25 protein-coding genes and 1 pseudogene are annotated in these 25,209 nt (G+C 40.4%); 9 read left to right on the forward strand and 17 right to left on the reverse strand.

Annotation, left to right across the window (positions count from 1 at the left end; genetic code table 11):
- Positions 1–29: 29 nt before the first annotated feature.
- Positions 30–1,463 (reverse strand): carotenoid oxygenase family protein, encoded by a 1,434-nt coding sequence (locus tag ACE1B6_RS26555; protein WP_413260301.1) that lies wholly within the window; start codon positions 1,461–1,463, stop codon positions 30–32.
- A 179-nt stretch (positions 1,464–1,642) separates the two neighbouring features.
- Between ACE1B6_RS26555 and ACE1B6_RS26560 the strand changes: the two genes are divergently transcribed.
- Entirely contained in the window at positions 1,643–2,533 is an 891-nt protein-coding gene (locus ACE1B6_RS26560; RefSeq protein ID WP_413260302.1) for a mechanosensitive ion channel family protein, read from the forward strand.
- 16 nt (positions 2,534–2,549) lie between these two features.
- On the opposite strand, the gene ACE1B6_RS26565 is transcribed toward ACE1B6_RS26560, so the two are convergent.
- The 8 genes and pseudogenes from ACE1B6_RS26565 to purE form a co-directional block, all read right to left on the reverse strand.
- Positions 2,550–2,744 carry a hypothetical protein gene (locus ACE1B6_RS26565; protein WP_413260303.1) on the reverse strand — a complete coding sequence of 65 codons (195 nt, stop codon included), beginning with the start codon at positions 2,742–2,744 and terminating at the stop codon, positions 2,550–2,552.
- Positions 2,745–2,801: 57 nt separating this feature from the next.
- Positions 2,802–3,607 (reverse strand): annotated as a pseudogene (locus ACE1B6_RS26570) (Rpn family recombination-promoting nuclease/putative transposase).
- Between the two features lie 141 nt (positions 3,608–3,748).
- On the reverse strand, positions 3,749–4,954 hold the full coding sequence (locus tag ACE1B6_RS26575; protein WP_413260304.1) for a 4-hydroxy-3-methylbut-2-enyl diphosphate reductase: 1,206 nt from the start codon (positions 4,952–4,954) through the stop codon (positions 3,749–3,751).
- A 105-nt stretch (positions 4,955–5,059) separates the two neighbouring features.
- Entirely contained in the window at positions 5,060–5,983 is a 924-nt protein-coding gene (locus ACE1B6_RS26580; RefSeq protein WP_413260305.1) for a GDSL-type esterase/lipase family protein, read from the reverse strand.
- An 85-nt stretch (positions 5,984–6,068) separates the two neighbouring features.
- Positions 6,069–7,589, reverse strand: coding sequence for an ammonium transporter (locus ACE1B6_RS26585; RefSeq protein WP_413260306.1), 1,521 nt, complete (start codon positions 7,587–7,589; stop codon positions 6,069–6,071).
- A 243-nt stretch (positions 7,590–7,832) separates the two neighbouring features.
- The gene (locus tag ACE1B6_RS26590; RefSeq protein WP_459563109.1) at positions 7,833–9,434 is read right to left on the reverse strand and encodes an ammonium transporter; all 1,602 of its coding nucleotides are present in this window, start codon (positions 9,432–9,434) and stop codon (positions 7,833–7,835) included.
- 247 nt (positions 9,435–9,681) lie between these two features.
- Positions 9,682–10,968, reverse strand: a complete 1,287-nt coding sequence (locus tag ACE1B6_RS26595; RefSeq protein ID WP_413260308.1) for an RNA-guided endonuclease InsQ/TnpB family protein — start codon at positions 10,966–10,968, stop codon at positions 9,682–9,684.
- Between the two features lie 508 nt (positions 10,969–11,476).
- Entirely contained in the window at positions 11,477–12,001 is a 525-nt protein-coding gene (gene purE / locus ACE1B6_RS26600) for a 5-(carboxyamino)imidazole ribonucleotide mutase (protein WP_413260309.1), read from the reverse strand.
- A gap of 49 nt (positions 12,002–12,050) precedes the next feature.
- On the opposite strand from purE, the gene nagA reads away from it, so the two are divergent.
- Positions 12,051–13,250: an N-acetylglucosamine-6-phosphate deacetylase gene (gene nagA, locus ACE1B6_RS26605; RefSeq protein ID WP_413260310.1), complete on the forward strand. Its 1,200-nt coding sequence runs from the start codon at positions 12,051–12,053 to the stop codon at positions 13,248–13,250.
- Here the strand turns inward: nagA and ACE1B6_RS26610 are convergent.
- Both ACE1B6_RS26610 and ACE1B6_RS26615 read right to left on the reverse strand, forming a co-directional pair.
- Entirely contained in the window at positions 13,242–14,087 is an 846-nt protein-coding gene (locus ACE1B6_RS26610; RefSeq protein WP_413260311.1) for a GNAT family N-acetyltransferase, read from the reverse strand. The two genes, nagA and ACE1B6_RS26610, sit on opposite strands and share 9 nt — an antisense overlap.
- A gap of 18 nt (positions 14,088–14,105) precedes the next feature.
- Positions 14,106–14,735 (reverse strand): type I restriction endonuclease, encoded by a 630-nt coding sequence (locus tag ACE1B6_RS26615; protein ID WP_413260382.1) that lies wholly within the window; start codon positions 14,733–14,735, stop codon positions 14,106–14,108.
- Between the two features lie 73 nt (positions 14,736–14,808).
- Here ACE1B6_RS26615 and bchM point away from each other — a divergent pair, with 73 nt between their 5' ends.
- From bchM to ACE1B6_RS26630, 3 genes are all read left to right on the forward strand, one after another.
- Positions 14,809–15,501 carry a magnesium protoporphyrin IX methyltransferase gene (bchM, locus tag ACE1B6_RS26620; protein WP_413260312.1) on the forward strand — a complete coding sequence of 231 codons (693 nt, stop codon included), beginning with the start codon at positions 14,809–14,811 and terminating at the stop codon, positions 15,499–15,501.
- Positions 15,502–15,574: 73 nt separating this feature from the next.
- Complete coding sequence (locus ACE1B6_RS26625) at positions 15,575–15,952, forward strand: DUF423 domain-containing protein (RefSeq protein WP_413260383.1); 378 nt, start codon at positions 15,575–15,577, stop codon at positions 15,950–15,952.
- 54 nt (positions 15,953–16,006) lie between these two features.
- Positions 16,007–16,630 carry a hypothetical protein gene (locus ACE1B6_RS26630; protein WP_413260313.1) on the forward strand — a complete coding sequence of 208 codons (624 nt, stop codon included), beginning with the start codon at positions 16,007–16,009 and terminating at the stop codon, positions 16,628–16,630.
- A gap of 51 nt (positions 16,631–16,681) precedes the next feature.
- On the opposite strand, the gene ACE1B6_RS26635 is transcribed toward ACE1B6_RS26630, so the two are convergent.
- Positions 16,682–17,026, reverse strand: a complete 345-nt coding sequence (locus ACE1B6_RS26635; protein ID WP_413260314.1) for a DUF6717 family protein — start codon at positions 17,024–17,026, stop codon at positions 16,682–16,684.
- A 4-nt stretch (positions 17,027–17,030) separates the two neighbouring features.
- Positions 17,031–17,285 (reverse strand): hypothetical protein, encoded by a 255-nt coding sequence (locus ACE1B6_RS26640; RefSeq protein ID WP_413260315.1) that lies wholly within the window; start codon positions 17,283–17,285, stop codon positions 17,031–17,033.
- A gap of 328 nt (positions 17,286–17,613) precedes the next feature.
- Here ACE1B6_RS26640 and egtC point away from each other — a divergent pair, with 328 nt between their 5' ends.
- From egtC to ACE1B6_RS26660, 4 genes are all read left to right on the forward strand, one after another.
- Positions 17,614–18,408 (forward strand): ergothioneine biosynthesis protein EgtC, encoded by a 795-nt coding sequence (gene egtC / locus ACE1B6_RS26645; protein ID WP_413260316.1) that lies wholly within the window; start codon positions 17,614–17,616, stop codon positions 18,406–18,408.
- Entirely contained in the window at positions 18,377–19,666 is a 1,290-nt protein-coding gene (egtB, locus tag ACE1B6_RS26650) for an ergothioneine biosynthesis protein EgtB (RefSeq protein WP_459563103.1), read from the forward strand. Before egtC ends, egtB begins: the two co-directional genes overlap by 32 nt.
- A gap of 187 nt (positions 19,667–19,853) precedes the next feature.
- A complete protein-coding gene (egtD, locus tag ACE1B6_RS26655) occupies positions 19,854–20,894 on the forward strand; it encodes an L-histidine N(alpha)-methyltransferase (protein ID WP_413260317.1) in 1,041 nt (346 codons plus the stop codon).
- Positions 20,895–21,053: 159 nt separating this feature from the next.
- Positions 21,054–22,007 carry a CPBP family intramembrane glutamic endopeptidase gene (locus ACE1B6_RS26660; protein WP_413260318.1) on the forward strand — a complete coding sequence of 318 codons (954 nt, stop codon included), beginning with the start codon at positions 21,054–21,056 and terminating at the stop codon, positions 22,005–22,007.
- Positions 22,008–22,031: 24 nt separating this feature from the next.
- Here the strand turns inward: ACE1B6_RS26660 and ACE1B6_RS26665 are convergent, their stop codons facing one another.
- The 4 genes from ACE1B6_RS26665 to ACE1B6_RS26680 all read right to left on the reverse strand — a co-directional run bounded on the left by ACE1B6_RS26665 (position 22,032) and on the right by ACE1B6_RS26680 (position 25,170).
- Entirely contained in the window at positions 22,032–22,460 is a 429-nt protein-coding gene (locus ACE1B6_RS26665) for a hypothetical protein (protein ID WP_413260319.1), read from the reverse strand.
- 291 nt (positions 22,461–22,751) lie between these two features.
- Complete coding sequence (locus tag ACE1B6_RS26670; RefSeq protein ID WP_413260320.1) at positions 22,752–23,360, reverse strand: hypothetical protein; 609 nt, start codon at positions 23,358–23,360, stop codon at positions 22,752–22,754.
- Between the two features lie 171 nt (positions 23,361–23,531).
- Positions 23,532–24,110, reverse strand: a complete 579-nt coding sequence (locus tag ACE1B6_RS26675) for a thylakoid membrane photosystem I accumulation factor (RefSeq protein WP_413260321.1) — start codon at positions 24,108–24,110, stop codon at positions 23,532–23,534.
- A 37-nt stretch (positions 24,111–24,147) separates the two neighbouring features.
- A complete protein-coding gene (locus tag ACE1B6_RS26680) occupies positions 24,148–25,170 on the reverse strand; it encodes a M23 family metallopeptidase (RefSeq protein ID WP_413260322.1) in 1,023 nt (340 codons plus the stop codon).
- Between the last annotated feature and the right edge of the window lie 39 nt (positions 25,171–25,209).

Here is a 25,209-nt window from a genome sequence, read left to right on the forward strand (position 1 = left end):
TAATTACTGCAAATCCCGTTTTTGAAAGCTTACATTGCTTTCCAAGTACCATGAAATCCTATTGGTACAACGCTAGGTAATCCTAATTTACACGCAGGTTCATCGTCTAATCTTTCACTATCAAATACCCAAACTTCGCTTTGATTGTTGTTGCCATCATAGACAACTGTTAACACCCAACCTTGATGAGGATTTAGGGAATCTGGGGCATAAATTGGTTCGTTAGGATAGCGATTTTCGCCTAAGTTTGCTTCTTGGATGTTGTTTGTTTTGTGGTCGAAACGTGCGATCGCACCATATATTTCCCTAGTAGTATCGGACTCTTTACCATGCAAAGACATAAAGGTATAACGAGAAAATTCACCGACATTTTCCTGCGGTACTATGGGAAATTCGCCATCTCTATCTAACAATTCTTCACTTGATTTTACCTTGCCAGTTTGCGGATCGAGACGTACTTGCCACAAAGTTGATTTCGCAGGAATTTGAATTTCTCCAGTTGGGAATTGTTTGAGACGTTGATTAGTTTGAAAATCTTGATAACGAAAGAAATCGATCGCAATTTCTCCGTCATTATTTACATAACCATTGCTAAAATGCCATTGATACCAGGGTTCAGTTTGACTTTTACTTACTAGGGATAGAGTTGTGCGATCGAAAACTAAAACTTGAGTTCCTAACTGCGGTTTCCATTCCATTACATCGCTATAACTCTGCAAACCAAAAAGTACTGGTAACACATTTATTCGTACTGGTGGAACAAAAAATATTAAATATTTACCTGCCATGACAAAATCATGAATTAAAGGAACTCCATCCACAGTAAAACTAGACTTTCGCCGGATTTTACCAGTTGAATCACTCTGATAAATATTGAGAGTTGAATTCTTTCCTATACCCACGCCAAAATTGAAAATTTCCCCTGTTTTAGGATCGCATTTTGGATGGGCAGAAAAAGTTAAATTTTCACCTAAACCAGATAAATCATCTAATCCTTGAGTTTGCAAAGTTTCTAAATCTAAAGCATGAGGTTTTCCGCCTTCCCACAGTGCCAAAAGTTTATCTGGTAAAGCTAAAACTGAAGTATTAGCAGAGTTTTTTACTGACATAAACCATTGATTCCAAAAAGGCCCAGGCGCAGTCATGCCATAATTACCATAGAGGTATTTGCCTGCTTTTGATTCTGCTAAATATCCAGAAGTTTGCACGTAGCGATAAATTCCTGTAGCGCCATTATCGCTGAATTTTACAGCAAGAATTGCGCCATCGCCATCAAACCAATGCCCCACTTTTTTACCACCACGTTCTAATCTAGCAGGGCCATTACGATAGAGTGTACCACGTAACCCTTCGGGAATTTTCCCGGCGATAATTGGCAAGGGAGTTAATGGGAATTCTTGTGCTGGTGGGGTAATACAATTTGCCCAAGCTTTACGAGTTAAGGGTTTAGTAATTGTTGTCATCTTTCGCAGGTAGGAGAAACTGAGGGTTTATGAGTTTAAATTTGGTTTTTTGTAAAGCCATTATTTAGAAATTGTAGCCAAAAAGTACCCTGAGAGGTATGACTGAGAACCAAACTCATGGTTAAAATATTGACTTATACTATTTTCTCTCAAAAATAGACATTTCAGTTTGTATGTTCATGAAGGCATTGTATCAACAAGTAAAAGAGAGTCTGTTATCATTAATTGGTCATGCGGTAGAAGCATTTCCAGCTTTTATAACGGCGATAATTGTTCTTTGTCTAACTTCTTATCTGGCTAATTTAGTCAGGCAGGTAGTAAAAAGAATTGGGGTACGTGCAGTTAAAAGTTTATCGTTGCGATCGCTCCTAGTCCAAACCAGTTATGTTACAGTTTGGGTACTTGGTATTCTCGTCGCTTCTGTAATTGCTTTTCCTGATTTACGCTTAGGAGATTTAATCGGTTTACTAGGTTTAAGTTCCGTCGCTATTGGTTTTGCTTTTCAAGATATCTTCAAGAACTTCTTAGCCGGAATCATTTTATTATTGCAAGAACCTTTTCGCATTGGCGATCAAATAATTGTCGAAGATTATGAAGGTACAGTCGAAGATATTGCGATTCGTTCTACACAAATTGTCACCTATCAAGGGGAAATAGTAGTAGTACCAAATGCTGTTTTATTTACTAACCCAGTACAAGTATTAACCGCCCAACGTTTCCGGCGAACAGATTTAGAAATCGGCGTTGATTATAATACTCCTTTACGTTTTGCCGTCGATGTTTTGCTACAAGCGGTGTTAGAAGTTGAAGGGGTTTTAGCGGAACCAAAAGCAGAAGTTGATGGCATTGGTTTTGGGGATAGTTCGATCGATTTTGTCGTGCGTTATTGGACTTTACCCCAAAAAATTCACGTTCGCCGCATTAAAACTAAAGTCATAATTGCTTTAAAAGAAGCGTGCGATAAAGCGGATATTAATATTCCCTATCCTATCCGCACAGTTTACTATTATGACCAAGAGAAATACAACGATAACGCCTCTATTTCCAATGGGAGAAAAGCTGGCGAGTGAACAATTACTGAGGACATTAGTTAGTTTGATTCTCAGTTGCTTGCTGCACTTGCTCTACTGTTAATTCAAGTGCTTGGGCGATTTGTTCTACAGTTAAACCCAATGCTAATAAACGCGGAACTGCTGCGAATTTAGCTTCTTCTACACATTCCTCCTTGATGCTTTGGTAGATTCTTGTTTGTTTAAATTCGGTTTCGGTGAAATTAAACATTTGGCGGATTTCCTCCCTGCTTAATTGCTTAAACTTATTTAACAAATGTGAGTAATATTAGTTAGATTGATTCTCCGATGCTTGCTGTACTTGTTCCACAGTTAATTCAAGTGCTTGGGCAATTTGTTCCACAGTTAAACCCAACGCCAAGAAACGTGGAACTGTTTCTAACTTGCTTTCTAGTCCAACCTCTTGCTCAATTTCTTCCTTGATGCTTTGATAGATTCTTGTTTGTTTAAATTCGGTTTCAGTAAAGTTAAACATTTGGCGGATTTCCTCCCTGCTTAATTGAGTGAATTTGTAAACTAAGATTGTTTCTATTAATTCTAGAATTTCTCGCTTGGTTGTGGCATCTGTTATTTGTTCTCGCGCTTGAGAGATTAATTCTCTGGCACTGGTAACGGCTGTTTCCTCCCTTTCAATTATTAATTGTACAATTCTCAATCCGAAAGAGTTGTTTGCTGCTTCTCCTAATTCATCTAAATAGATGCGTTGTACTTGGGGAGTGGAAAGCAAACTTTGATAGGGTATTGTGTCTGCTGTTTCTATACTGCGAGTGGGATAAACTACTACCGCACGCCAAAGATTTACGGTTTCGTTTTGGCGGAGATAAAGGAAGATTTCGGAGAATAAGCGGCGGTAAAATGTTGTATCTGGTTGGAATTGGACTTCGGTGAAATATACTGTTTCTGCGTTGGTGTTGGGAACGGGGATGAATACGCCATCTATTCGGAAAGCGGTTTTTTGATTTCAACTGAGACGAATTGATAGGTGTTGATATCGATGTTTGGTTGTTCGATTAATTCAAAAAAGATGCGGGGAAAGGTTTTGAATAGGCGGTAGAATATGGAGTCTGTTTTCATAGTTATAAATTTTATTAAACCGCAGAGACGCAGAGGACGCAGAGGAAAGAAGGAGAGGGGGTTTTTGTTAGATGAACGCAGATAAAATCAAATATTCATCTGTGTTTATCTGTGTTCATCTGTGGTTTAAATTATGCACTTTTAAACGGCTACGGCAGCTTTTAATTGGAAGATTTTTTCGATCGCGTCTTCCACAACTTTATCCGGTGTTGAAGCACCAGAGGTAATTCCTACCACAATTTTGCCAGCAGGCAGCCAATTTTCTACTACTTCTAAATCGCCATGTAAAATCTTATGTTCGATGCGATTTCCGGGGCCAATTCTCTCGGCACAATCGATATGATAAGAGGGAATCTTTCTATCAATCGCTATTTCTTGTAAGTGTGTAGTGTTGGAAGAATTATACCCGCCAATTACTACCATTAAATCCAATTGTTCATCTACTAATTGGAACATGGCATCTTGCCGTTCTTGTGTGGCATCGCAGATCGTATTAAAGCTTTGGAAATGCTCGTTTAACTGAGCAGGGCCATACTTTTTCATCATCGTATGTTCAAACAATTTCCCAATTTGCTCGGTTTCACTTTTGAGCATGGTAGTTTGGTTAGCAATACCGATACATTCTAAATCTACATCGGGATCGAAACCCTCAGAATAAGCACGGTTGAATTTAGCTAAAAATTCTTCGCGATCGCCACCATTCAAGATATAATTCGCTACATATTCGGCTTGTGCCATGTTCAACACAATCAAATATTTATCAGCAAAAGAACTCGTTGCGATCGTCTCTTCATGATTATATTTGCCATGAATAATTGAGGTGTAACTCTTTTTCTTATGCTTTTCGACAGTGTTCCAAACTTTCGATACCCAAGGACAAGTAGTATCAACAATTGTGCATTTTTTCTCGGAAAGCAATTGCATTTCTTGGACGCTAGCGCCGAAGGCAGGTAGAATTACCACATCACCCATTCCAACGCCAGAAAAATCTTTTTGACCCTGTTCTACAGCAATAAATTCTACCTGCATTTCCCGCAATCTTTGATTCACCGAAGGATTGTGGATAATTTCATTAGTAATCCAAATGCGTTCAGTAGGGAAATGCTGACGAGTTTCATAAGCCATTGCTACCGCACGTTCCACACCCCAGCAAAAGCCAAAAGCCTCAGCTAGCCGAATGGTAACATCTCCCCGTTCCAGGGTATAGTTATTTTCGCGGATTTGCTGAATCAGACTGCTTTGATACTCGGATTTCAGAACTCCAGCGACTTCCTCTTGATGACCGAATCCTTTACGATGGTAGTTTTCTGATTGTTGCAGTGAGCGTTTAAAAGTTTTTGTATCCATTTTTGTCCCTTGTCTGAAAAGTCCAAGTGCAGATGTTTTCAGACTACCGGGAAATTGGCACAATTGTCAGCAATTTTCAGGTAATAGGGAACAGGATAAAAGTTTTCAATAATTTTCTCCCCTGCGCCCCTGCCCCTGTGCCCCTCTGCGCCCCTGCTCTCCCATGACTAACTGAGTATACATTTGCATTCCCGATCGCCAAACAAGATAACCCTGACGGTTAAGATGTAATCCATCAGTGCTTAAATCGGCGCGAAGATAACCTTGAGCATTGGTAAATAAAGGATATAAATTTAAAAATTTGACTTCTTCTTCTTGAGCGATCGTCGCTAGTTCTTGGTTAAGCTGTTGAATGCGAGTGATGGGAATAGTGATTAAACGATCGCGCCCTTCCCAAGTTGCCTGTTCGCCACCATGAGGTAAAATCGACTGAACGACAACTTGAGATTGAGGATGAACTCGGCGCAATCTTCGCAGAATCTTGCGATAATTTTTTAACAAAGTTCGATCGTCAACTCCCCGAATCAGATCGTTAATCCCAATCATCACGTAGATTCTTTCCGGTTGAGTGCGATCGAACAGGCGCAATCTGCGCCACAAACCAAGGGAAACTTCCCCAGAAATTCCTTGATTCAACCAACTTTTGTCTGTGGGTAACAAATCTGGGGGAAACCACAAACTTAAGGAATCACCCAACAAAACATTTAAATGAGTTGGCTGTTTTCTGGCTGCGGCTTCTGCTTCTTGCTGTAAAATATCGATCCACTTTTGATAAGACAATTGATGTCTTTTTCCTAATCCCGGAGTGGAAGTAGGAACTTCTGATGACATACTTTCTCTCACCGCAGCAGCACTAATCTGATAATCAACAGGCCACCAACCATCCCGCAGTAGCCAGCCAACCACCAGTATAAGTAAACCATTAACAGCCAGAGATAGCAAAGCCCAAGTGGGATAATTCCGCACCGAAGTTAATACTCGGCTGGATTTCAATCTGTTTGGTACTGATTTGAAAGTGCGATCGGTCATCTGATTTTAGATTTTAGATTTTAGATTTTAGATTGAGCCGTTTTGTTATCAAAAGCACCAATCTAAGATCCAAAACGGTATTACTTTAGTCATTGCCAAGAGTCAACTGTGAAATAAACTCTTCTCCGTAACCTTCTTCGCCATGTTCGTTGATATCTAAACCTTCATCTTCCGCCACAGGTTTCACCCGTAAAGGCATCACCAATCCCAGAAGTTTCCAGATAATTAGTGTACCAACAGCAGCAAAGATAACTGTAGCTATTACTCCCCCAAATTGGCTAATGATTAATCCAGGATTGCCATATAGTAACCCATCACTTCCAGCACTGTTAACTTCCTTAGTGGCAAAGAAACCCGTAAGAATGGTGCCTATGGTACCGCCTACGCCGAAAATCGAGAAAGTATCCAAAGAATCATCAAATTTCCACTTCACTCGCCAGTTTACCGCCCAGAAACAACCGAAACAGGCGATCGAACCAATCAACAGCGCCCCCATTGGCGTAACATAACCTGCGGCGGGAGTAATACTTACCAATCCTGCCAAGAAACCGCTAGCAATGCCAATGGTAGAGGGTTTACCTTTGAGTACCCATTCCATAATGCTCCAAGTTAAACCTCCCGCTGCTGCGGCTGCGGTGGTGGCGACAATAGCGACAGTGGCTAATTCTCCAGAGGCTAATGCTCTACCGCCATTTAAACCGAGCCAACCGAACCAAAGTAAAGCAATTCCTAGTAAAGCGTAGGGAATATTATGTGGGGCGTTAGTTTGATGGGGGTAAGTTTTTCTTGCGCCCAAAACCCAAGCGGCGACTAGGGCGGAAACACCGGAACTAATATGAATAACTGTTCCGCCAGCGAAGTCTAGTACTCCCATTGTTTCTAACCAACCTTTGCCCCAAACCCAGTGAACTAAAGGTGAGTAAATGAAGGTAGACCAAAGAATGATAAACCAAAAGTAAGCTTTAAAGCTAACTCGTTCGACTATTGCGCCAGAAATTATTGCTGGGGCGATGATAGCGAACATCATTTGGTAAATCATGAAAAGTTGATGGGGAATGGTGGGTGCGTAGCCGATCGGATCTGGTTGATTGAAGGCAACATCCCGCAAAAATGCCCAATTTAAGCTACCCAAGATCGGGCTAGTTTCATAAGGGGGTATGGCTCCTGGTGCGATCGAGTTGGGGGCAAAGGCGAGACTGTAACCCCATAAAATCCAGATAACACCGACGATCGCCATTGTCATGAAACTCATCATCATGGTGTTGAGGACGTTGCGCGATCGGACCAATCCCCCATAAAAAAACGCCAATCCCGGTGTCATCAACAACACTAATGCTGAGCAAATCAACATCCAAGCTGCATTTCCAGAGTCAATTCTCGGCACTTCCGCTGTTCCCTGTCCGCCCACTTCTTGAGGGGTGGGATTGAGTATTGTTGACTCTGGTGGAGTGAATACAGGACTAATGGGACTGGGAGAAACTAAAGGTGTTGGAGAAGTTTCCGGCGTTAGTGTCGGACTAGGAATTGGAGAAGGCGAGGGAGAAGGGGAAGTGTCTTGGGCAAAGGATTGAATTACCATTGGCCCCAATAACACAAAAATCGTCATTATCCAAGTAATCAAAAATTTCTTTAACAATTGCTTTTTCCCTAAAATCACCAACTATTAACAGAATGAGTTTAATGAGGGAATTTTAATACAAGCTTCGCAATTTCAAAAACGAGAAATTAACTTCCCCAATCCCCAATCCCCAATCCCCCATTCGCCATAAATAAAAAAATTTCCCGCCTATTCTCTCAGAGAAAGCTTCTGAGCCTTTGACGGGAAGATTTTGGAGAAATGGATTTTTATCTACAATCCGCTGGTAATTCCACCGGGATTTCCCGAAATTCCTCCGCTTTTTGCTACACCACCAGGGCCAGCTTCTTTGAGGAATCCGCTGTAGGCTTCCATGCCATGTTCGCCAATATCCAAACCGACGATTTCTTCTTCGGGAGTAACACGAATGCCCAAAGTTGCTTTCAGTGCTAACCAGAAAATGGTACTGATTAAGACTGTAAAGCCTCCTACGGAGAGAATTCCGACTACTTGGGGGATAACTTGTGTGAAGCCACCACCGAGTAGTAAGCCTTTAGCTGGGCCGGCGCTGTACCAGGAGTAAATGCCGGGGCCAACAGAAAACAGACCGACACAAAGAGTTCCCCAAATCCCGCAAACTAAGTGAACGGAAGTTGCACCTACTGGGTCATCAATTCCCAGTCTGTCGAAGAAGGTGACAGAGAAAACTACGATGATGCCAGCAATTAAGCCAATAATGAAGGCACTACCCATGTTTACCCAAGCACAAGAGGCAGTGATGGCGACTAAGCCAGCCAAGATGCCGTTGATGATCATGGAGAGGTCGGGTTTACCAAGGTAAAGCCAAGCGGTAACTGTGGCGGCGACTCCCCCGATCGCAGCTGCCATGTTAGTAGTTAGGGCGATGTGGGCGATCGCCGATCCATCAGCTGCCATTGTCGAACCTGGGTTAAATCCAAACCAACCCAACCACAAAATCAAACAGCCCAAAGTAGCAATACTCATGTTGTGACCGGGTAAAGCCACGCTTTGACCATCTTGATATTTACCGATCCTTGGCCCTAAAAATGCCGCACCCATCAGTGCTGCCCAACCACCAACTGAGTGAACTACTGTTGAACCAGCAAAATCCCAGAAACCGAAGTCTGCTAGCCAACCGCCACCCCAAATCCAGTGTCCGGTAATCGGGTAAGCAATTCCAACGAGTAAAACGCTAAAGATTAAGAAGTCAACGAATTTAATTCTTTCTGCCACAGCCCCAGAAACGATCGTAGCTGCGGTTCCGGCGAATACTAATTGGAACAAAAACTTAGCTTCTAGGGGTACACCTGTCCAGTTCAGGGAACTAAAAATGCCTTTGTAAGCGTCTCCTGTAGCTGGACTGTTATCTGCTCCTGTGAGGAACAATCCTCCTAGCGATCCCATGAACTCGTTGCCGTCGCTAAACATGATGCTAAAACCAATTGCCCAGAATGCAATGGTGGAAAGACCAAAGACAATCAGGTTTTTCGCTAAAACGTTAACGGCGTTTTTCTCGCGACAGAAGCCAGTTTCTAACATCCCGAAACCAGCGTTCATGAAGAACACTAAAAAGGCGGCAATTACTACCCATAAGGTATCTAATGCTACTTTTAACTCAGCAGTTGTCGGCCCTGCCGCTGCTGCTGGGCTCACTACTGCTGGGTCAGTAGGTGTAACTGGTACTGGAACCGGAGTTAGTACAGGCGAGGGAATGGCTGTGCCATCTGGTGTAGTTGTGCCTTCTAAGGGGGATGGAGTTGGTGTTGCTTCTTGGACAATGCCCTCTTGTAAAGGTGTGGGCGTGGGGGTGGCATCTTGCGCGATCGCCATGTAACCCCACGACAACACAATCATTAGAGCCAAAGGAATACAAGCTTGCCAACTTGGAGATAATCTCTTCACTCTCGCTGGCAATTTCTGGAAAAACTTTACGCTTAATACTTGGCCGAGCAATCTATTTGCAAATGGTCTTCTAGCTTTTGTTCTCGACCTCTTCTTTCTGAGGGCTAATTTAGGCATGATTACAGCACTATTTTCCGATGTGTAAAACGTCTCAGGTTTTTTTTGACTAATCGTTTGGTGATTTTGACATACTACCCCGTCAAGCGTTGCTGTGACGGGGGATTTTCCCAGAATCACTTCTTGGGATTACTGGTTCAACGAGACGACTTAAATCTTCAACATCTCTGTTAAAAATCCAGAGGCCGGACTCTCCCCAGTCGTTCGGGTCGGTTCCTGTATGCCCTACAGTACCGTTGAGATATTCTCCCAAATATTTCAACCCTTTTTTCAAAATATTAATTGCCGCGTTAAAGTCACGAGCTAAAACTGTTTTACAGTGAGGACAAAGGTGAGTTCTTGTACTTAACGTTTTATAAACTTTTGCCCCACAAACCGAACAATCAATCGTCGTGAATTGCGGTGGTACGGCAATACAAGTTATCTTATGTATCTTGGCGAAATAATTCAGCCATTGCGTGAATTGATACCAAGAAGCATCGCTAATACTTTTGGCTAACTTGTGATTTTTCACTAAATTTGACACCTTTAAAGCTTCGTAGACTACCAAATCGTGAGATTGGACTAACGCCAAAGCATCCTTAATTGCTCTGTCTTTACGTTGTCGAGATACTTTTAGGTGTAATTTAGCTACTTTTTGCCGTTGTTTATGATAGTTATTTGACTGCTTTTGAGCTTTCTTAAAGCGTTTAGATAGCTTTCTTTGAGCTTTTCTTAAACGCCTTACGGTTTTCTTGAGGAAGCGGGGATTTTCTACTGTGTTTCCCTTGGAATCAGTGTAGAAAACATTTAATCCCAAGTCAATTCCAACTACAGATCCAGTAAATTCATGTTTTTCTTGCCGTTCGTAGTCAATTAAAAATTGACAGTAATAACCGTCAGCACGTCTAACTACTCTTAATCGCCTCATTTGTTGAGAAGAGTAGTAGACCAAGGTTTTCTGACTACACCACAGGTCAAAAGTACCTGCCTTGAATCCATCGGTAAAAGTGATTTGTTTCCGATCGTCAGAAAGTTTATAGCCAGTGATTTTGTATTCCACTGACCGACTGTACTTTTTGAATTTAGGAAATCCCTTCTTTTTAATTGATGAATCGTGGCAGTTAAGATAAAACCGAGCGATCGCAGCCCAAGCTCGATCGGCACTTGATTGTCGGGCTTGGGAATTTAATTTGTTTACCCAAGGTGTTGTAGAATCTTTTGCTAAAACAGCACAAAGTTTTTGCAAGTCATTCCTTGTAGTTCCTTTGTTATCCATCCAATATCTAACGCATTTGTTTCTCACAAATTGCGCTGTTTTGATGGCTTCATTTAGCCTTTGATATTGTTCGGAAGTACCGTTTTTTAGCTTGGCTTCTACAACTAACATAAGTTTCCCTCGACCTGGGTTTGGTTTTACTTTAACATAGCTTACCTACGAAAGTTAGAATTAAATCCTTTTCAGGATGCAGTAGGAGGAAATTCTTGTCCTATTCTCTACCCCCACTCCCCACTCCCTAATTTGTTGCTCGGATTTCATCCCCCGCTCTAGCTTAGCTATGCCCAATAGGGCTATAACTTACCTTGTAATGGGGGCATTCATCCGACATTTTAGGTAACTTGAAGGGGAGTAGTTTTAGAGATATTTTTCCCCATTTTTACTTAGGCCAACTATGCGGTTTAGGTTTCAAATCTGACTATAGTCAAACTTTTTGTTCATTAATTCTGTAACAGATTATACTTTTTTCTAAACAAGGGGACAGGGACAGGGTTCATTCGTTGTAGAAAGATAAAATTTTTTCACCAGGCAGGACATCTAGCAAGGTCAGACTCAGATTGGAAAAATCTATCTTGCCTGCTCTCTTTCTCCCCTGCCCCCTGCCACCCTGGTCCCTTGCTTAATTTTCTTGCAGGTATTGCTTGTAACCAACGGTATCTAGCTTGGTTTGCTTATTAAGTACAGATTCTGAGAGATTTTGACGGTATTCTACGACTTTTTCTTGCAATTCTGGCTGATAAGTCGCTAAAATTTGCACGGCTAAAAGTCCAGCATTGGTGGCGTTGCCAATAGCAACAGTTGCTACAGGAATTCCAGAGGGCATTTGCACAATGGAATAAAGGGAGTCAACGCCTTGGAGGTGGCGACTGGAGACGGGTACGCCTATTACTGGCAAAGGAGTTAAGGAGGCTACCATTCCGGGCAAGTGAGCCGCACCACCAGCGCCAGCGATAATAACTTTTAAGCCACGCTGGGCGGCTGTTTGGGCATAATTTACCATGCGTTCGGGGGTGCGATGGGCGGAGACGATCGCAATTTCACAGTTGATGCTAAATGCTTCACAAATAGCGATCGCTCCCTGCATAGTAGGTAAATCGGAATCGCTGCCCATGATAATACCAACTAACGGTTGGTTATTGGTCATTGCACAAAAGTTCGACAGGTCAAAACAACATCAATTATTCTGACAGAGGATGCAGCAAAAAGAACAAATGATTTCCCAGGTGCAGATTATTAACGTGAGATTTCCAGGGTACAAAGGTTTACAAAAAATCTTACTTGACTCCCAAGGTACAATTACCAAAATTCAGCAAATGGGTGTTGTTAATTCCCGAAATTCAGCCACGAATCCACAAATTATCGATGTTTCTGGTGATTGGGTTTCTTTAGGTGGAGTTGACTTACAAATCAATGGGGCGCTAGGTTTAGCGTTTCCTGAATTAAATCAGGAAAATTGCGATAAACTCTCGGCAATTTGTGACTTTCTTTGGCAGCAAGGAGTTGCTAGTTTCCTGCCAACTTTGGTAACTACTTCTCTGGAAAATTTTCACCGCAGTTTAGCAATTTTGGCTGATTTTATCAGTTCCCAATCTCAAACTAAACCGACAGCTAAAATTATCGGAGTTCATTTAGAAGGGCCGTTTTTAAATCCCGAAAAACGTGGGGCTCATCCTGCTGAGTATCTTTTGCCTTTAACGATCGACAATGTACAGCGAGTTTTGGGCGACTACGCGAATATTGTGAAAGTGATTACTTTAGCACCGGAATTAGATCCCACTGAGGAAGCAATTTCTTATTTAAAAGAGTTGGGAATTATCATCAGTTTAGGACATTCGCAAGCGACGTTTCACCAAGGAGAAAAGGCTTTTAATTTGGGCGCTTCAATGGTAACTCATGCTTTTAATGCTATGCCCAGTTTACATCATCGGGAACCTGGATTATTAGCGGCGGCAATTGTCAATTCTCAGGTAAAATGTGGTTTAATTGCTGATGGAAAGCACGTTTCTGTACCGATGATGCAAATATTACTTCGTGCTAGTGATTATGATAAGGGAACTTTTCTAGTTAGTGATGCACTTTCGCCTTTAGGTTTACCTGATGGTGTTTATTCTTGGGATGTTAGAGAAATTGAAGTAATAAATGGTACTGCTAAGTTACCAGATGGAACTCTAGCTGGCACTACTTTACCGTTATTGTCTGGGGTGCAAAATTTAGTTAGGTGGGGAATTTGTGAAGTGGAAAAGGCGATCGCACTAGCCACAATTTCTCCCCGAAAAGCAATGGGAATTAAAGGTATAATTGGGGAATCTGGCTCTCAATTATTACGCTGGAGTAGTAGTCAATCACCTATAACGAAGGAAACTCTCTTAAGTTGGCAAAGACTCTTAACCTAATTCTAAAGTTGTGACTCCAAAAACCCGTGTAATATCCAATTCAGGTATGCCACGGGTGTACATTCTCATACACTCAAATACTGGTTGCATATTATACTTTTGGGCTAGGGCAATTGCTGCGGGATTAGCATCAGGTGTGTCGAGAAAAATTGGTTGATTTTGAGCATGGTTGATTAAAGCCAGAAATAAGGATTCAGCTATTTCTGAATCTTCGGCAAATAAAGGGCCAATTTTAAAACCATTGCGGCATTTTCTTAAGACTCCGTAACCAGATATGTTGCCATTTTTGAGAAATCCATAAGCGGTACTTTCTGGTTGATTAATCCATTTTTGCAGAAATTGAGGGCGAGTTGTGGGGAAGTATTGGCGATCGTAATTAACTAAAGTTTCTCTGGGCAGAGTGGATAAAAATACAATACTTTTATTAATATCTGTAGCCATTCCCAAACCAGCATAACGGATATGACGATAAGCTGGCTGAAAACCAAATTTGCGATAGTTATCTACTTGGGCTAAAACTCCATCAAGAGCAATATTTCTATCTCCTAATAATTTTAATCCAGCATTCCAAGTTTTTAACCCAAAACCTTGACCTCGCCAATTTGGTTTAACAATATACAAACCAATAAAACCAAAAGTGTCATCATATCTAACAGCAGAAATACTGCTAATAAGTTCGCCATTAATTTCACCAATTAAAAAGCCACCTGAATCGGCTGCATAAAATGCTTCTGCATCGTAAATTCCTGGGTTCCAACCTTCTGTTGCTGCCCATTCTAAAGATAATTCTAAATCAGCAAGAGTCATCGGACGAATTTTAAATGCAGTGTGGTTCATAAGTGATATGTGAAATAGTTATTGGTTCAGCAGTTGTCCTAAATTTTTCAATATTCTCAAAACATTATACAACTCATTACCAGGGTTACGAGTGTTAAATAACTTGGATAAAGCATATTGATTGATCTGAGTTTTAACTAATTTAAAGAAGCGAAAACTACCACCATTACTAATCATGCCAAAGGTTGGCTTTTCTGGATTAGGGCTGGCTAACATATAAGCAAGTAATTGCGCTTCTCCTGCTTCTAAAGAAAAAGCTGCTTGTTTGGATTCAATAACCATTAACCAAAGTTTTTCCTTGAATACCAAAACATCTATTCTGCCTCGATAAATTACTCCTTCATCTTCCGCAGAAAGTTCTACGGAATCTTCTGATTTAATCCGAAATGGAGGCAAATAAAAATCTGCCATATCCAGCAAGGGAGACAGCACGACCATTTTGACGGTATTTTCTAGTATTGGTGGATATTCTAATAAATTATTGTACGCAGCTTTTACGCGATCGAGTCTTTGCCTTTCTCCATCAGTAAGTTCTGGTAGATTAACCCGCCATTCAGAAAAAAATTCCTCATCCTCAACTAAATGGAGGTCAAATTTTGTGCGGAGGTCGGAAAGCGTGATATCTTTTACAGAAAGACTTTGCACGATAATTTCACCTGTTTTTACTTACCACAATTATGGTAAATTAATTCCTGGCAACTTGTTAGGCAACCCCAAATTCATGAACGCAGCGGACGACAAAACTATTGTTCAGAACTACTTTAATTCTACTGGCTTTGACAGATGGCGACGCATTTACGGCGACGGTGAAGTTAACAAAGTCCAACTAGACATTCGCAACGGACACCAGCAAACTGTAGATACGGTAATTAGCTGGCTAAAAGCAGATGATAATTTAGCAGGATTGTCTATCTGCGATGCTGGTTGTGGTGTAGGTAGCCTCAGCATTCCTTTAGCACAAGCTGGCGCTAAACTTTATGCTAGCGACATTTCTGAAAAAATGGTAGGAGAAGCTAAAGATAAAGCCCAAGAAGTTCTCGGAAATAATCATAATCTCACCTTTGCTGTTCAGGATTTGGAATCATTAAGCGGCAAATATCACACAGTAATTTGTCTAGATGTATTAATTCATTATCCTCAAGAAAAAGCTGCTGAAATGATTAATCATCTCAGTTCTTTATCAGAATCACGATTAATAATTAGCTTTGCACCAAAAACTCCTTGTTTGAGTTTGTTGAAGAAAATTGGTAGCCTTTTCCCTGGTCCTAGCAAAACCACTCGCGCTTATTTACACCGAGAAGCTGACATTGTGAAAATTTTAGAAAGCTGCGGATTTTCTATTGAAAGAAAAGCGATGACTAAAACTCGTTTTTACTATTCTCGCATCCTAGAAGCAACTCGGAAATCAGCATAAAAGTTCATAGTAACGACTTCAGTCGTGAAAGTTGGTAGTAACGACTTTAGTCGTTTCTTTATAAGGGGAAACGATCGTGCGAATTTTTTTCATGTTTGGGGCAATTTTTGGGGCTTTATCTGTAGGTGCTGGTGCTTTTGCTTCCCATGCTTTAAAGGAAAAACTGACAGAAAAAGCGATCGCAATTTTTGAAGTAGGTGCTCGATACCAAATGTATCATGCTTTGGCTTTGCTGTTGGTGGGGTTGCTGCTAACCCGATTTGAAAAACCCATGCCATTTCTGGTAACATCTGGATGGGCATTTATTTTGGGCGTAATTATTTTCTCTGGTAGCTTGTATGCTTTAAGTTTAACTGGGATCAAGTGGCTGGGAGCAATTACCCCCCTTGGAGGTGCAGCTTTTATAGTAGGATGGAGTTGTCTGGCGATCGCAGCTTGGGCGATGAAGTAGTCAGCCATTAACATCATTATTTTCCCCGATCGTGTTGGATTCGAGGGGGCTGTCATGAAAGAATTTTTAATGATCTCTGGTGGGATTTTCTTAATTTTAATTGCTTTAATTGCAGTAACCGTGTTGGCTATAGTCATCGCCGTATTTATTTTCCTGCCCAGATATCTTAAATCCCTGCCTCAAACATTGGAGATAAACGAGGAAGCACAAGATTATGTGAATACGGCAATTCTAGAAACCGTCAGCGATTGGAATTTTCACAAGCTTTACGACAAAGCCACCCCACAGCTGTTAGAATTATCCCACTCCGAAGAATCAGAAAAAATCATTGATTTCTGCCGTCAACTGGGCAAATTAGAAGCTTATAAAGGTGCGGTGGGAGGATGGCAAAGTTCCACAGAAGGAAGCAAAGAAATCTATCCAAAGGGCGATCGCAAATTTGGCAAAATTACGCTAGGCAACTATGTCGCCGAAGCCGATTTTGAAAAAGCACCAGCCACAATCAAAGTCCAAATTATTCGCCGCGAAAATCAATGGTTAATTAATAGCTTCACCATTAGTACACAGGGAGTAATTACCACTTTAGGAATGCCAACTACTTTAGAAGCATTAGTAGAAACAGATGAAAAGAAAAGCCTCTTAGAAGCTTTAATTAAAGTAGATGAACAGAAAGATTAATCATGCTTTTTGGGGACTAGGGATTGGGGATTGGGGATTGGGGATTGGGATTTAGAGCTTTTCTGCTTTGCAGTAGATTTTTGCTGGTGTTTCTATAAAATATTTGAATAATGCTGGGCATAACCAACCCTCCATATTTTTGGTTTCCCAAACATACCAATTACCACCATATTCCTCTTTTAACCAACTTAATTCTGCTTGATATCCCGGAAAAGGATTAGCAGAAAATAATAGGCGAAACCCTCTTTCAGCCTGGGAAATCTCTTGTACTAAAACATCAATCATTTGAGGTACACCGCTAACGAAAGGTTCTTTTACTAAACCTACTCTTTCGTCATCAAAAACCCATGTATCTTCATATTTATAGGGGAAAATCACCATCATTGCATTAGACATATAATTACCTCTGATTTTTGTGAGTAACAAGATTATTAGGCGAAAAGTTCGGTTTTTCTAGAATTTCTTCTTCTTTGATTTCTACTTCATCACTAATATTTAAAAGTGACTCTGGTTCGATTAGCAATTGTTGCATTAAAATTTTGATTTCTTGTTCAAATTGACGCTTTCCCTGTTGAAAGAAATCTTCCGAACTGGAACGATATAAACCGTTAATTACCCTCTGAGGAACAGTATTTGCTAATAAGCTGTTACGCATTTAAATCACTTATTAACGAGTAGGGTGCGTCAGACGGTAAAGCCTATGTAGAAAGGAAAATATCTAAATCTGACGCACCCTACAATATGACTTTTAAATGCGTAACAGCTTAGAGGCGAACTCAGTAATAAAATCAGTGAAACTCCCCCTAATGTCGCCTTAGCTAGTCGGTAAATTCTCCGATCGAGATTAGTTTTCATTTTTTATCACACAAATAAACTCCCGTCAATCCTATTATAGATAGGAAAATATAATCTGGTAATCACTACTCAAATAAGCTAAATTAACTTAAAATGCTAATTAATTAAGATTGAATATCATTGAATTTATGTGCAGATTACTTGGCTATCTTGGCGAAGAAATAGTATTAGATTATCTCCTGTGCAAGCCTGAAAATTCCTTAATTGAACAGAGTTATCAACCAAGGGAAATGACTGCTGGACTGTTGAATGCTGATGGTTTTGGCATTGGTTGGTATCATCCCCAAAAAGATATAGAACCGTTCACTTATCGGAATATTTTACCTATTTGGAATGATGTCAATCTGCCAAATTTGAGTCGTTATATTGAGTCAAATTGCATAGTTGCTACTGTTCGGAGTGCGACTCTCGGACAACCAGTGGATTTGAGTAATTGTCAACCTTTTAATCACCAAGGTTTGTTATTTTCTCATAATGGCTTTATCCAAAAGTTTCGGGAAAGTTTATATAGACCGATTAGAAATCAGTTAAAGGATGAAATTTACCAAGGAATTAACGGTACTACTGATTCGGAACATATTTTTGCTTTAATAATTAATGAATTACAAGCAAATACTGGTATTAGCTTGGAAAAGGCGCTGCATAAAACCTTGATTAATTTAAAGAATTTGGCGCAGGAATATCAAGTAGAATTTGCGGCTAATTTAGTATTAAGTGATGGCAAACGTTTGGTTGCTTGTCGATGTGCTACTCGATCGCCTGTGCCTTCTTTGTATTGGTTAAGGGACGATCCCACTTTTCCCAATGCAGTAATTATTGCTTCTGAACCTTTGTTTGCTGGGGACTGGAATAGTTTTGCGGAAAATAGCATTATTAGTGTAGGAGAAAACCTTGAAATCGAGATCGATCGCATCTACAACTAAAAATCAACCTCTTGATTTAAATCAAAGACGACAACAATTAAAACAATGGATGGAAAATTGTCGTGCTGGAACATTGGCACTTTTTACAAGTGTAGATCGAGAAACTTTTTGTTGCCAAGCGCACCCAGAATTTAGTCCGATCGGGTGGCATTTAGGGCATATTGGTTATACTGAAGCTTTGTGGTTATTGGAAAAATGTGCTGGCAAACCTCCACAATTTAAACAGTATCATCCCTTGTTAACTGCTGATGGTTTACCAAAAAAAGAAAGGGTTTTTCTACCTTCAATAGCAGAAATTTATTCCTATCTGGAAACCATCAGAAATCAAGTTTTTGCCTATTTAGAAATTGCGCCTTTAGAGGAACAGGAAAGATTATGGCGCTTTATTCTCCAACATGAAAGTCAGCACACAGAAATTATTAGTTTTGTCTTACAATTACAACGTCTTAAAAACCCAATTAGTCATCAGTATTTTGCCACTGACAAAGAACAAATGACTGATGACAAAACCGAGATGATTGAAATTCCGGCTGGGGAATTTGAAATGGGAAATGATTCCCTAGATGCGTTAGATAATGAAAGACCTGTTCGCCGAGTTTATTTGGATAAATATTGGATCGATCGCTACCCCGTAACCATCAAACAATATCGCCAATTTATCAATGTCGGAGGTTATAAAAACTCTGAATTTTGGTCGCCTGAAGGTTGGCAATGGTTACAAGAAAACGGGATTACTCAACCACTTTATTGGCGCGAAGAAACTACCCAAGAAAATCATCCAGTTTGCGGCGTAAGTTGGTATGAAGCTGACGCTTACGCCAGATTTGTGGGCAAAAGATTACCCACAGAAGCCGAATGGGAAAAAGCCGCTAGTTGGGATGCCCAAAATGAGTGTCGCCGCACCTATCCTTGGGGTGAAATAGAACCTAATTCACAACTATGTAATCACAACAATATTCACCAACAAACTACAGCAATAAACACTTATCCAAATGGGCAAAGTGCTTACGGTTTAAGAGATGTTTTAGGCAATGTTTGGGAATGGACTTCCACTTGGTTTGATGGTTATCCAGGTTTCGAGTTTTTCCCCTATCGTGGTTACTCACAAGTTTATTTTGATGGAAAACATCGAGTTTTAAAAGGTGGAAGTTGGGCAACTCGTCCTTGGGGTTTACGCTGTAGCTTTCGCAACTGGTACTATCCAAGTGTGAGGCAGATCATTGCAGGATTTCGCTGTGCAAGTTCTGGAAATTTTTAGATAAATCTGTTCATTTGGTGAGAAAATAGAGAAACAACGCGCAATTGATCGATCGATCTTGCTCAAGCGGGATTTTTTTCTAGATAGTTTTGTGTTTGACTAGCAAAGGTTTTGTAAAAAACTTTTTTGTCAACAGCTTTAGCGTGTTGTTTTGGTAACTCGCATCCAAATAAACGGAGGTTGAAAGTTGATTTCTAACTTAACAACGGGTAAGACACTTTCTGTAGGAACAACAGAAAAACGATTACAGATTGATTATTTACTTACCCCTAGTGAATTATCGACAGAATTGACTGATGGTGGCGATGTGGTTGAGGGGTTAACTCAAACAGTGAAATCTCTTCCTCCACGCTATTTTTATGATGATTTTGGTTCTCAATTGTTTGAGAAAATTTGCGATTTATCGGAGTATTATTTAACCAGAACAGAAACCCTAATTTTGCGAAAATACGCTAGCGAAATTGCGCGGTTAACTGGTGCTTGCGAAATTGTGGAATTGGGTAGTGGTAGTTCGACAAAAACTCGGATTTTGTTGGATGCTTATCAACAATTGGGCTACCCATTGCATTATTCACCAATTGATGTTAGTGCAGGGATTTTAGAAAGTAGCGCACGGGAATTGTTGGCTGATTATTCGTCGTTAGTAGTGCATGGTTTAGTTAGTACTTATGAACAGGCGCTAGCAAATCTTAAACCAAGTCCTTTACCGCGTCGAATGATTTGTTTTATTGGGAGTACGCTGGGTAATTTGACTCCGCAAGAGTGCGATCGCTTTTTCGCCCAAATCACCGATGCACTGAAAATAGGCGAATATTTCCTGTTAGGAATTGACTTACAAAAGCCAACCGAAATTTTAGAAGCAGCTTACAACGATCGCCAAGGCGTAACTGCTGCTTTTAACCTAAATATGTTAGCCCATCTCAACAGGCGTTTCCAAGGCAATTTTGACCTCACTCAATTTGAACACCTGTCTTTTTTCAATTCAGAAAAGTCTCGAATTGAAATGCACTTGCGGAGTTTAACAGATCAAGTTGTGCAACTACGCAGCTTGAACCTGACTATTAAATTAGCAGCAGGTGAAACAATTTTTACCGAAATTTCTCGGAAATTTAATCTGTCAGAAATGCAGCAATATCTATCTACGAAAGGTTTAGCACCTCTGCAAGTTTGGACAGATCCACAACAATGGTACGGTTTAATACTTTGTCAACGACAAAACAGGAAATAATTTAACTTGAATCAGTTAAGTAGGGGCGGATTTTATGAAGAGGTTGTCGGTGCGATATGAGGAGTGAGTAACTAAATCCGTCCCTACCAATAATCTGTGGTAAATTTAGGAAAAAATGCTATTATTTATCCTATTTGAGTGATACATACTATAAAAATTATGGCAGACAAATATTTATTTTTGGCTCGAAGAGGCAAAAACCAATGGTGGCGTTACCTATCAGCAATAACTTTGATTTTAATTTCTTGGCTAGTGATTGGTAATATACCTGCTTTAGCTTTAATTCTTTTAGTATTTTATGATGGTAACGAACAGACAAATTTTAACTCTCAAATTAACCAGTTTGAGGGAATAGATTTATTATGGAATTACTTAGTAATTCATTTTGCTTTTATTGCTTTCGTAGTGGCTTTATATATCGCTGTTCGGTTTATCCATCAGCGATCGTTCATTAGTTTAATTACTCCCAGAAATGAAGTGAGAATTTCTCGAATTATCCAGGGATTTTTGCTTTGGGCAATTTTGTTAGGAATTGCTGGCGCGATCGAATATGCACTATTTCCCCAGACTTACCAGCTTACTTATAACCCGCAGAAATTCTTAATCTTTCTCCCTTTTGCCTTAATTTTAACTCCGATTCAAACTAGCGTTGAGGAGCTTTTTTTTCGAGGCTATTTAATGCAGAGCTTTGGCTTAATTACTCGCATAGCTTCGATTCCAGTTTTGTTTTCATCATTAATATTTGCTGCTGTCCATTTCGGAAATCCCGAAGTCGGAGCAAATTTTTTGATTTTAGCCATTTTTTACTTAGTCTTAGCCTTATTCTTAGCAGTCATTACCTTGAAAGATAATAGTTTAGAACTAGCTTTAGGAGTTCATGCCGCTAATAACTTATTTACAGTTTTGTTAGTTAATCCAACTAATTCAGCTTTACCTGCTTATGCAGTTTTTAGTTATAACTTAAATCCGGTTTATACTTTAGTCAGTTATGCGATCGCAGCGATCGTATTTTACATGATTCTCTGCCGCGGAAAAGCCAAACCGAAAAAAGCTCCAGAAATCCCTAACATACAGGAAACCCAAATTAGAAGGAAACCCCAAAAATCAAATTAGGGGTTTCCCACCTGATTTTATTCATCAAAATCTTAACAACTGAAGTTGCAGGAAATTATCGCCTTGTTTGTAAGTTGGTTGGGATACTACTTGCGCCTCGCCTAATTTAACCAGATAAGATTCGGGCCAAGTTTGTGCTAAATCTGGGCCACCAATACCTATGGGCAAAGTTTCAGTTCTGTAAGCAATAGCACCATAAGCTGGTTGATAAAGACCATAAGTAATCTCTATTTCACTAAATTGGTTAAAGTTGAATTCGTTAATTTCCAAATCCTGTACTACAGTGGGATCGATGATAATTCTGGAAGTTGGGACAACCTGTGCATTAGCAACAAGAGGCGTTCCTGCAATTAAAGCCGAGATTCCCAAAAGGGAAAAGAGTTTAGTGATAGTTTGCATAGCCTTTTTCTCTGGTGTAACTTGGTTGGATTTATTTGTGTTCCAAATAGACATCTCCAATTGAGATTCTTTGTTCGAGAGGTCTAATGAACATTGTTTAACTTAGATAAAGAAACGTTTCGGGAAACGTCTTTACCTCCGTAGCTTTTCCACTCCTCACCAAAGCGAATCAAGTCTTTTTTTTCGCCAGTTCTATTTTTAGAATACCGATTAAAGATGAGTAATTTCGCAATCTAAAGGTAGAAATTTATCAAGTAAAAATATCTATCTCAAGGTTTTTATAAGATGACAGCAAGAAAGATGAAATATGAAGGCTTACACAGCAAGAGTGCGTAAGCCCTATAATTAACAAATCGGACGATGACCGGGTTTTACGGCATGGATATACTCACTACCGGAAGTGGGCCATCCTCGTTTGTAAACGGCTTCCTCTGGGTTTCCCCATCCTAGTTGCAAAAGAATTTCCAGAAAATCTGACTTTTCCCACTTGCAAAGATTAGCCCATTCTGTTCTATGTGCAATTCTACTCACATCAGCGGGAGCGATCGCACGATAATCTTTACCATGATTGACACTCAGATAAAAATCCATTGCGGATGTTACTTCCTGCCAAAATCTCAGAATGGACGATTTAGCAGCTTTTAAAATTTCCAAATCGCCCGGTAAAGCAACTAAGTGAGAGTCAACTTCTGGAAAGCGCAAATATTTGCCATGAATGACAATCTCTCGCCAAACAATACCAGAAACTCCATGTTGTCTTTGGTAATGATGAATAGTAGCTTTAAAATCTTGATAAGCTGTAAACTTTTGTACTCCCTCCGATTTCAAAAATCTATCTATTAAAGGATTTCCCGAAGGTTTCGCACTCAAGCTAAGGCGCTGTCCAGTGAGACAGGCTTGACGCTCGTGCTCCAAAATTGTTATTAGATCCTGGGTGGTGTAAACCTTAGTCATGAGAACACCATTCAGTTGGTTTAAAGCAAGTTTAACCTCTGCACCGATATTTTTTGGTTATGCTTTACTAATATTTTGCTTCCTCCAAGGTTCGTTGTAGGGACTTTAGTCCTACACAGCGGAAGTTGGAGGACTGAAGTCCTCACAACGGACCCTACAACGAACGGGAAGTTAATTGGTTAACTCGGTGCTAAACTCGTTGAAAGCTTTTGGCTTTAACTCCTTAGAGTCGGAACGAGGTAACAAGTTAAACAATTCCCGAAAGGCATCATCGATTTTTTCAAAGGGTACTTGTCCTTTTTCGTTAATTACTTGCTTACCCGACTTGTCAAGTAAGACGACTTGGGGAACGAAACCTTTGTAATAATAACCAACTTCTGTGGGTGGATAGTTGGATTTCGGGGGAATAGAATCGATGCTGACGGGGATAAAATCTGCGGCTCGACCGTAAAATGCTTGTAGTTGGGAAACTACGATCGCATATTGCTTACAATCTTTACTATCGTCGGCGTAAAACACTAACAGAGTCGGTTTATCTCGCTTTAAGGACTCTGCTAACTTTACCTTTGGTGGGACTAAAGAACCATTTCCGCCATAGAGGACAAAAATATTGCCATCATACTTATCGTCGTTGATACCCGCACTTGCTGAGGGGGTTCCCAAGAGAAATAGGCAACTGAAGGTTGCTACTAGTAAAATTAGCCAGCTAAACAGTCGTCGCCCAGAATTGAGAAAAGTAGCGATACTCATTGTTACTCAGAATCCTTACGGTTTTATTATCTCAGTCTCAGCGCAACTGCACTTCTCTAATGCTTTCAATTAATACCTTGTTACCTCTGACTAGGCGATACTCTCCGCGCCAAACGCCGGGAATTAAAGGTTGATTGGCAGAATTTCTCTTCCCAACATAACTCAACCATACGCGATGGGTGGATTTTAGGGGTTGTTTGCGATCGATCGATACTTTACCATCAGGTGTTATCAGCCGAAATTGTTCTTCATCTCCCTGACGCACTCCAAAAGCTTGCACCCAAAACAACAACGCCGGATTATTTTTCCCTAAACTAGTTTCCCCAAACTCTCCTTGCCAAATTTCTCCCATTGTCGGTTGTTTGGGGGCAAAACCTGAACGAATCAAACCTGTAGAAACATATTCTAAAGGTTGTTGCCACAAAGATTGACGCGCCACGTTACAACCTTGAGAACTGCCAGTTCCCACAAAAGGGTCTACAACTTTATTCTGATAGCGAACTGTTAAATGGACATGGGGAAAAGAAGCTAAACCTGATTCTCCCACCATACCTAAAACTGCGCCCGAACTCACTGATGTATTTGGTTTAACGGCGACGCTACCTTTACGAAGATGACAATACTGACTTTGCCAACCGTTACCATGATCTATAATTACGCCGTTACCGCATTCTATACCTTGGACTCTGCCTTTGTCGGTTTGGTCTGCTACCCGAATGTCAGGAACTCCATCCCGTACTCGTAAAACTTTCCCGGAAGCAACTGCTTTGACTGCTACACCTTTTGCCATTGCCCGTTCGTCTGGAATCGCAAAATCTGTACCATTATGAGTGTCGTAGGTCAGCTGACCACAAGCAAAATCAACGGCTGCGGAACTAGGGTCACGGTCTAAATAGTGCATGATAAAACAGTCTTTGCCTAATGTACAATTAATCGGCAAGGCAAGTTTAAAACTGTTTCTTTCTGATTGTGCTGAAGTTAGATTTGGTTGTTTACCTACGGCAAGAATTACTGTGAGGAGAAAAACCAAAATTGCTATGGCTAAAAATGTTTTTTTCATGAGTTTATTGGGGAGTAGGGATTTGGGAGTGGGTAATTT

This window comes from Floridaenema fluviatile BLCC-F154 (assembly GCF_041929135.1).
GTDB lineage: Bacteria > Cyanobacteriota > Cyanobacteriia > Cyanobacteriales > Aerosakkonemataceae > Floridanema > Floridanema fluviatile.

Bases quoted from the DNA above. Each gene is read 5' to 3' on its own strand.
- ACE1B6_RS26555 (WP_413260301.1), bottom strand. From the start codon at position 1,463: ATGACAACAATTACTAAACCCTTAACTCGTAAAGCTTGGGCAAATTGT.
- bchM (WP_413260312.1), top strand. From the start codon at position 14,809: ATGAACGCAGCGGACGACAAAACTATTGTTCAGAACTACTTTAATTCT.
- ACE1B6_RS26575 (WP_413260304.1), bottom strand. From the start codon at position 4,954: ATGGATACAAAAACTTTTAAACGCTCACTGCAACAATCAGAAAACTAC.
- ACE1B6_RS26635 (WP_413260314.1), bottom strand. From the start codon at position 17,026: ATGTCTAATGCAATGATGGTGATTTTCCCCTATAAATATGAAGATACA.
- ACE1B6_RS26585 (WP_413260306.1), bottom strand. From the start codon at position 7,589: ATGACGATTTTTGTGTTATTGGGGCCAATGGTAATTCAATCCTTTGCC.
- ACE1B6_RS26665 (WP_413260319.1), bottom strand. From the start codon at position 22,460: ATGTCTATTTGGAACACAAATAAATCCAACCAAGTTACACCAGAGAAA.
- ACE1B6_RS26675 (WP_413260321.1), bottom strand. From the start codon at position 24,110: ATGAGTATCGCTACTTTTCTCAATTCTGGGCGACGACTGTTTAGCTGG.
- ACE1B6_RS26565 (WP_413260303.1), bottom strand. From the start codon at position 2,744: ATGTTTAATTTCACCGAAACCGAATTTAAACAAACAAGAATCTACCAA.
- ACE1B6_RS26610 (WP_413260311.1), bottom strand. From the start codon at position 14,087: ATGAACCACACTGCATTTAAAATTCGTCCGATGACTCTTGCTGATTTA.
- ACE1B6_RS26640 (WP_413260315.1), bottom strand. From the start codon at position 17,285: ATGCGTAACAGCTTATTAGCAAATACTGTTCCTCAGAGGGTAATTAAC.
- purE (WP_413260309.1), bottom strand. From the start codon at position 12,001: ATGACCAATAACCAACCGTTAGTTGGTATTATCATGGGCAGCGATTCC.
- ACE1B6_RS26660 (WP_413260318.1), top strand. From the start codon at position 21,054: ATGGCAGACAAATATTTATTTTTGGCTCGAAGAGGCAAAAACCAATGG.
- nagA (WP_413260310.1), top strand. From the start codon at position 12,051: ATGCAGCAAAAAGAACAAATGATTTCCCAGGTGCAGATTATTAACGTG.
- ACE1B6_RS26590 (WP_459563109.1), bottom strand. From the start codon at position 9,434: ATGATTGTGTTGTCGTGGGGTTACATGGCGATCGCGCAAGATGCCACC.
- ACE1B6_RS26560 (WP_413260302.1), top strand. From the start codon at position 1,643: ATGAAGGCATTGTATCAACAAGTAAAAGAGAGTCTGTTATCATTAATT.
- ACE1B6_RS26595 (WP_413260308.1), bottom strand. From the start codon at position 10,968: ATGTTAGTTGTAGAAGCCAAGCTAAAAAACGGTACTTCCGAACAATAT.
- ACE1B6_RS26630 (WP_413260313.1), top strand. From the start codon at position 16,007: ATGAAAGAATTTTTAATGATCTCTGGTGGGATTTTCTTAATTTTAATT.
- ACE1B6_RS26670 (WP_413260320.1), bottom strand. From the start codon at position 23,360: ATGACTAAGGTTTACACCACCCAGGATCTAATAACAATTTTGGAGCAC.
- ACE1B6_RS26680 (WP_413260322.1), bottom strand. From the start codon at position 25,170: ATGAAAAAAACATTTTTAGCCATAGCAATTTTGGTTTTTCTCCTCACA.
- egtC (WP_413260316.1), top strand. From the start codon at position 17,614: ATGTGCAGATTACTTGGCTATCTTGGCGAAGAAATAGTATTAGATTAT.
- ACE1B6_RS26580 (WP_413260305.1), bottom strand. From the start codon at position 5,983: ATGACCGATCGCACTTTCAAATCAGTACCAAACAGATTGAAATCCAGC.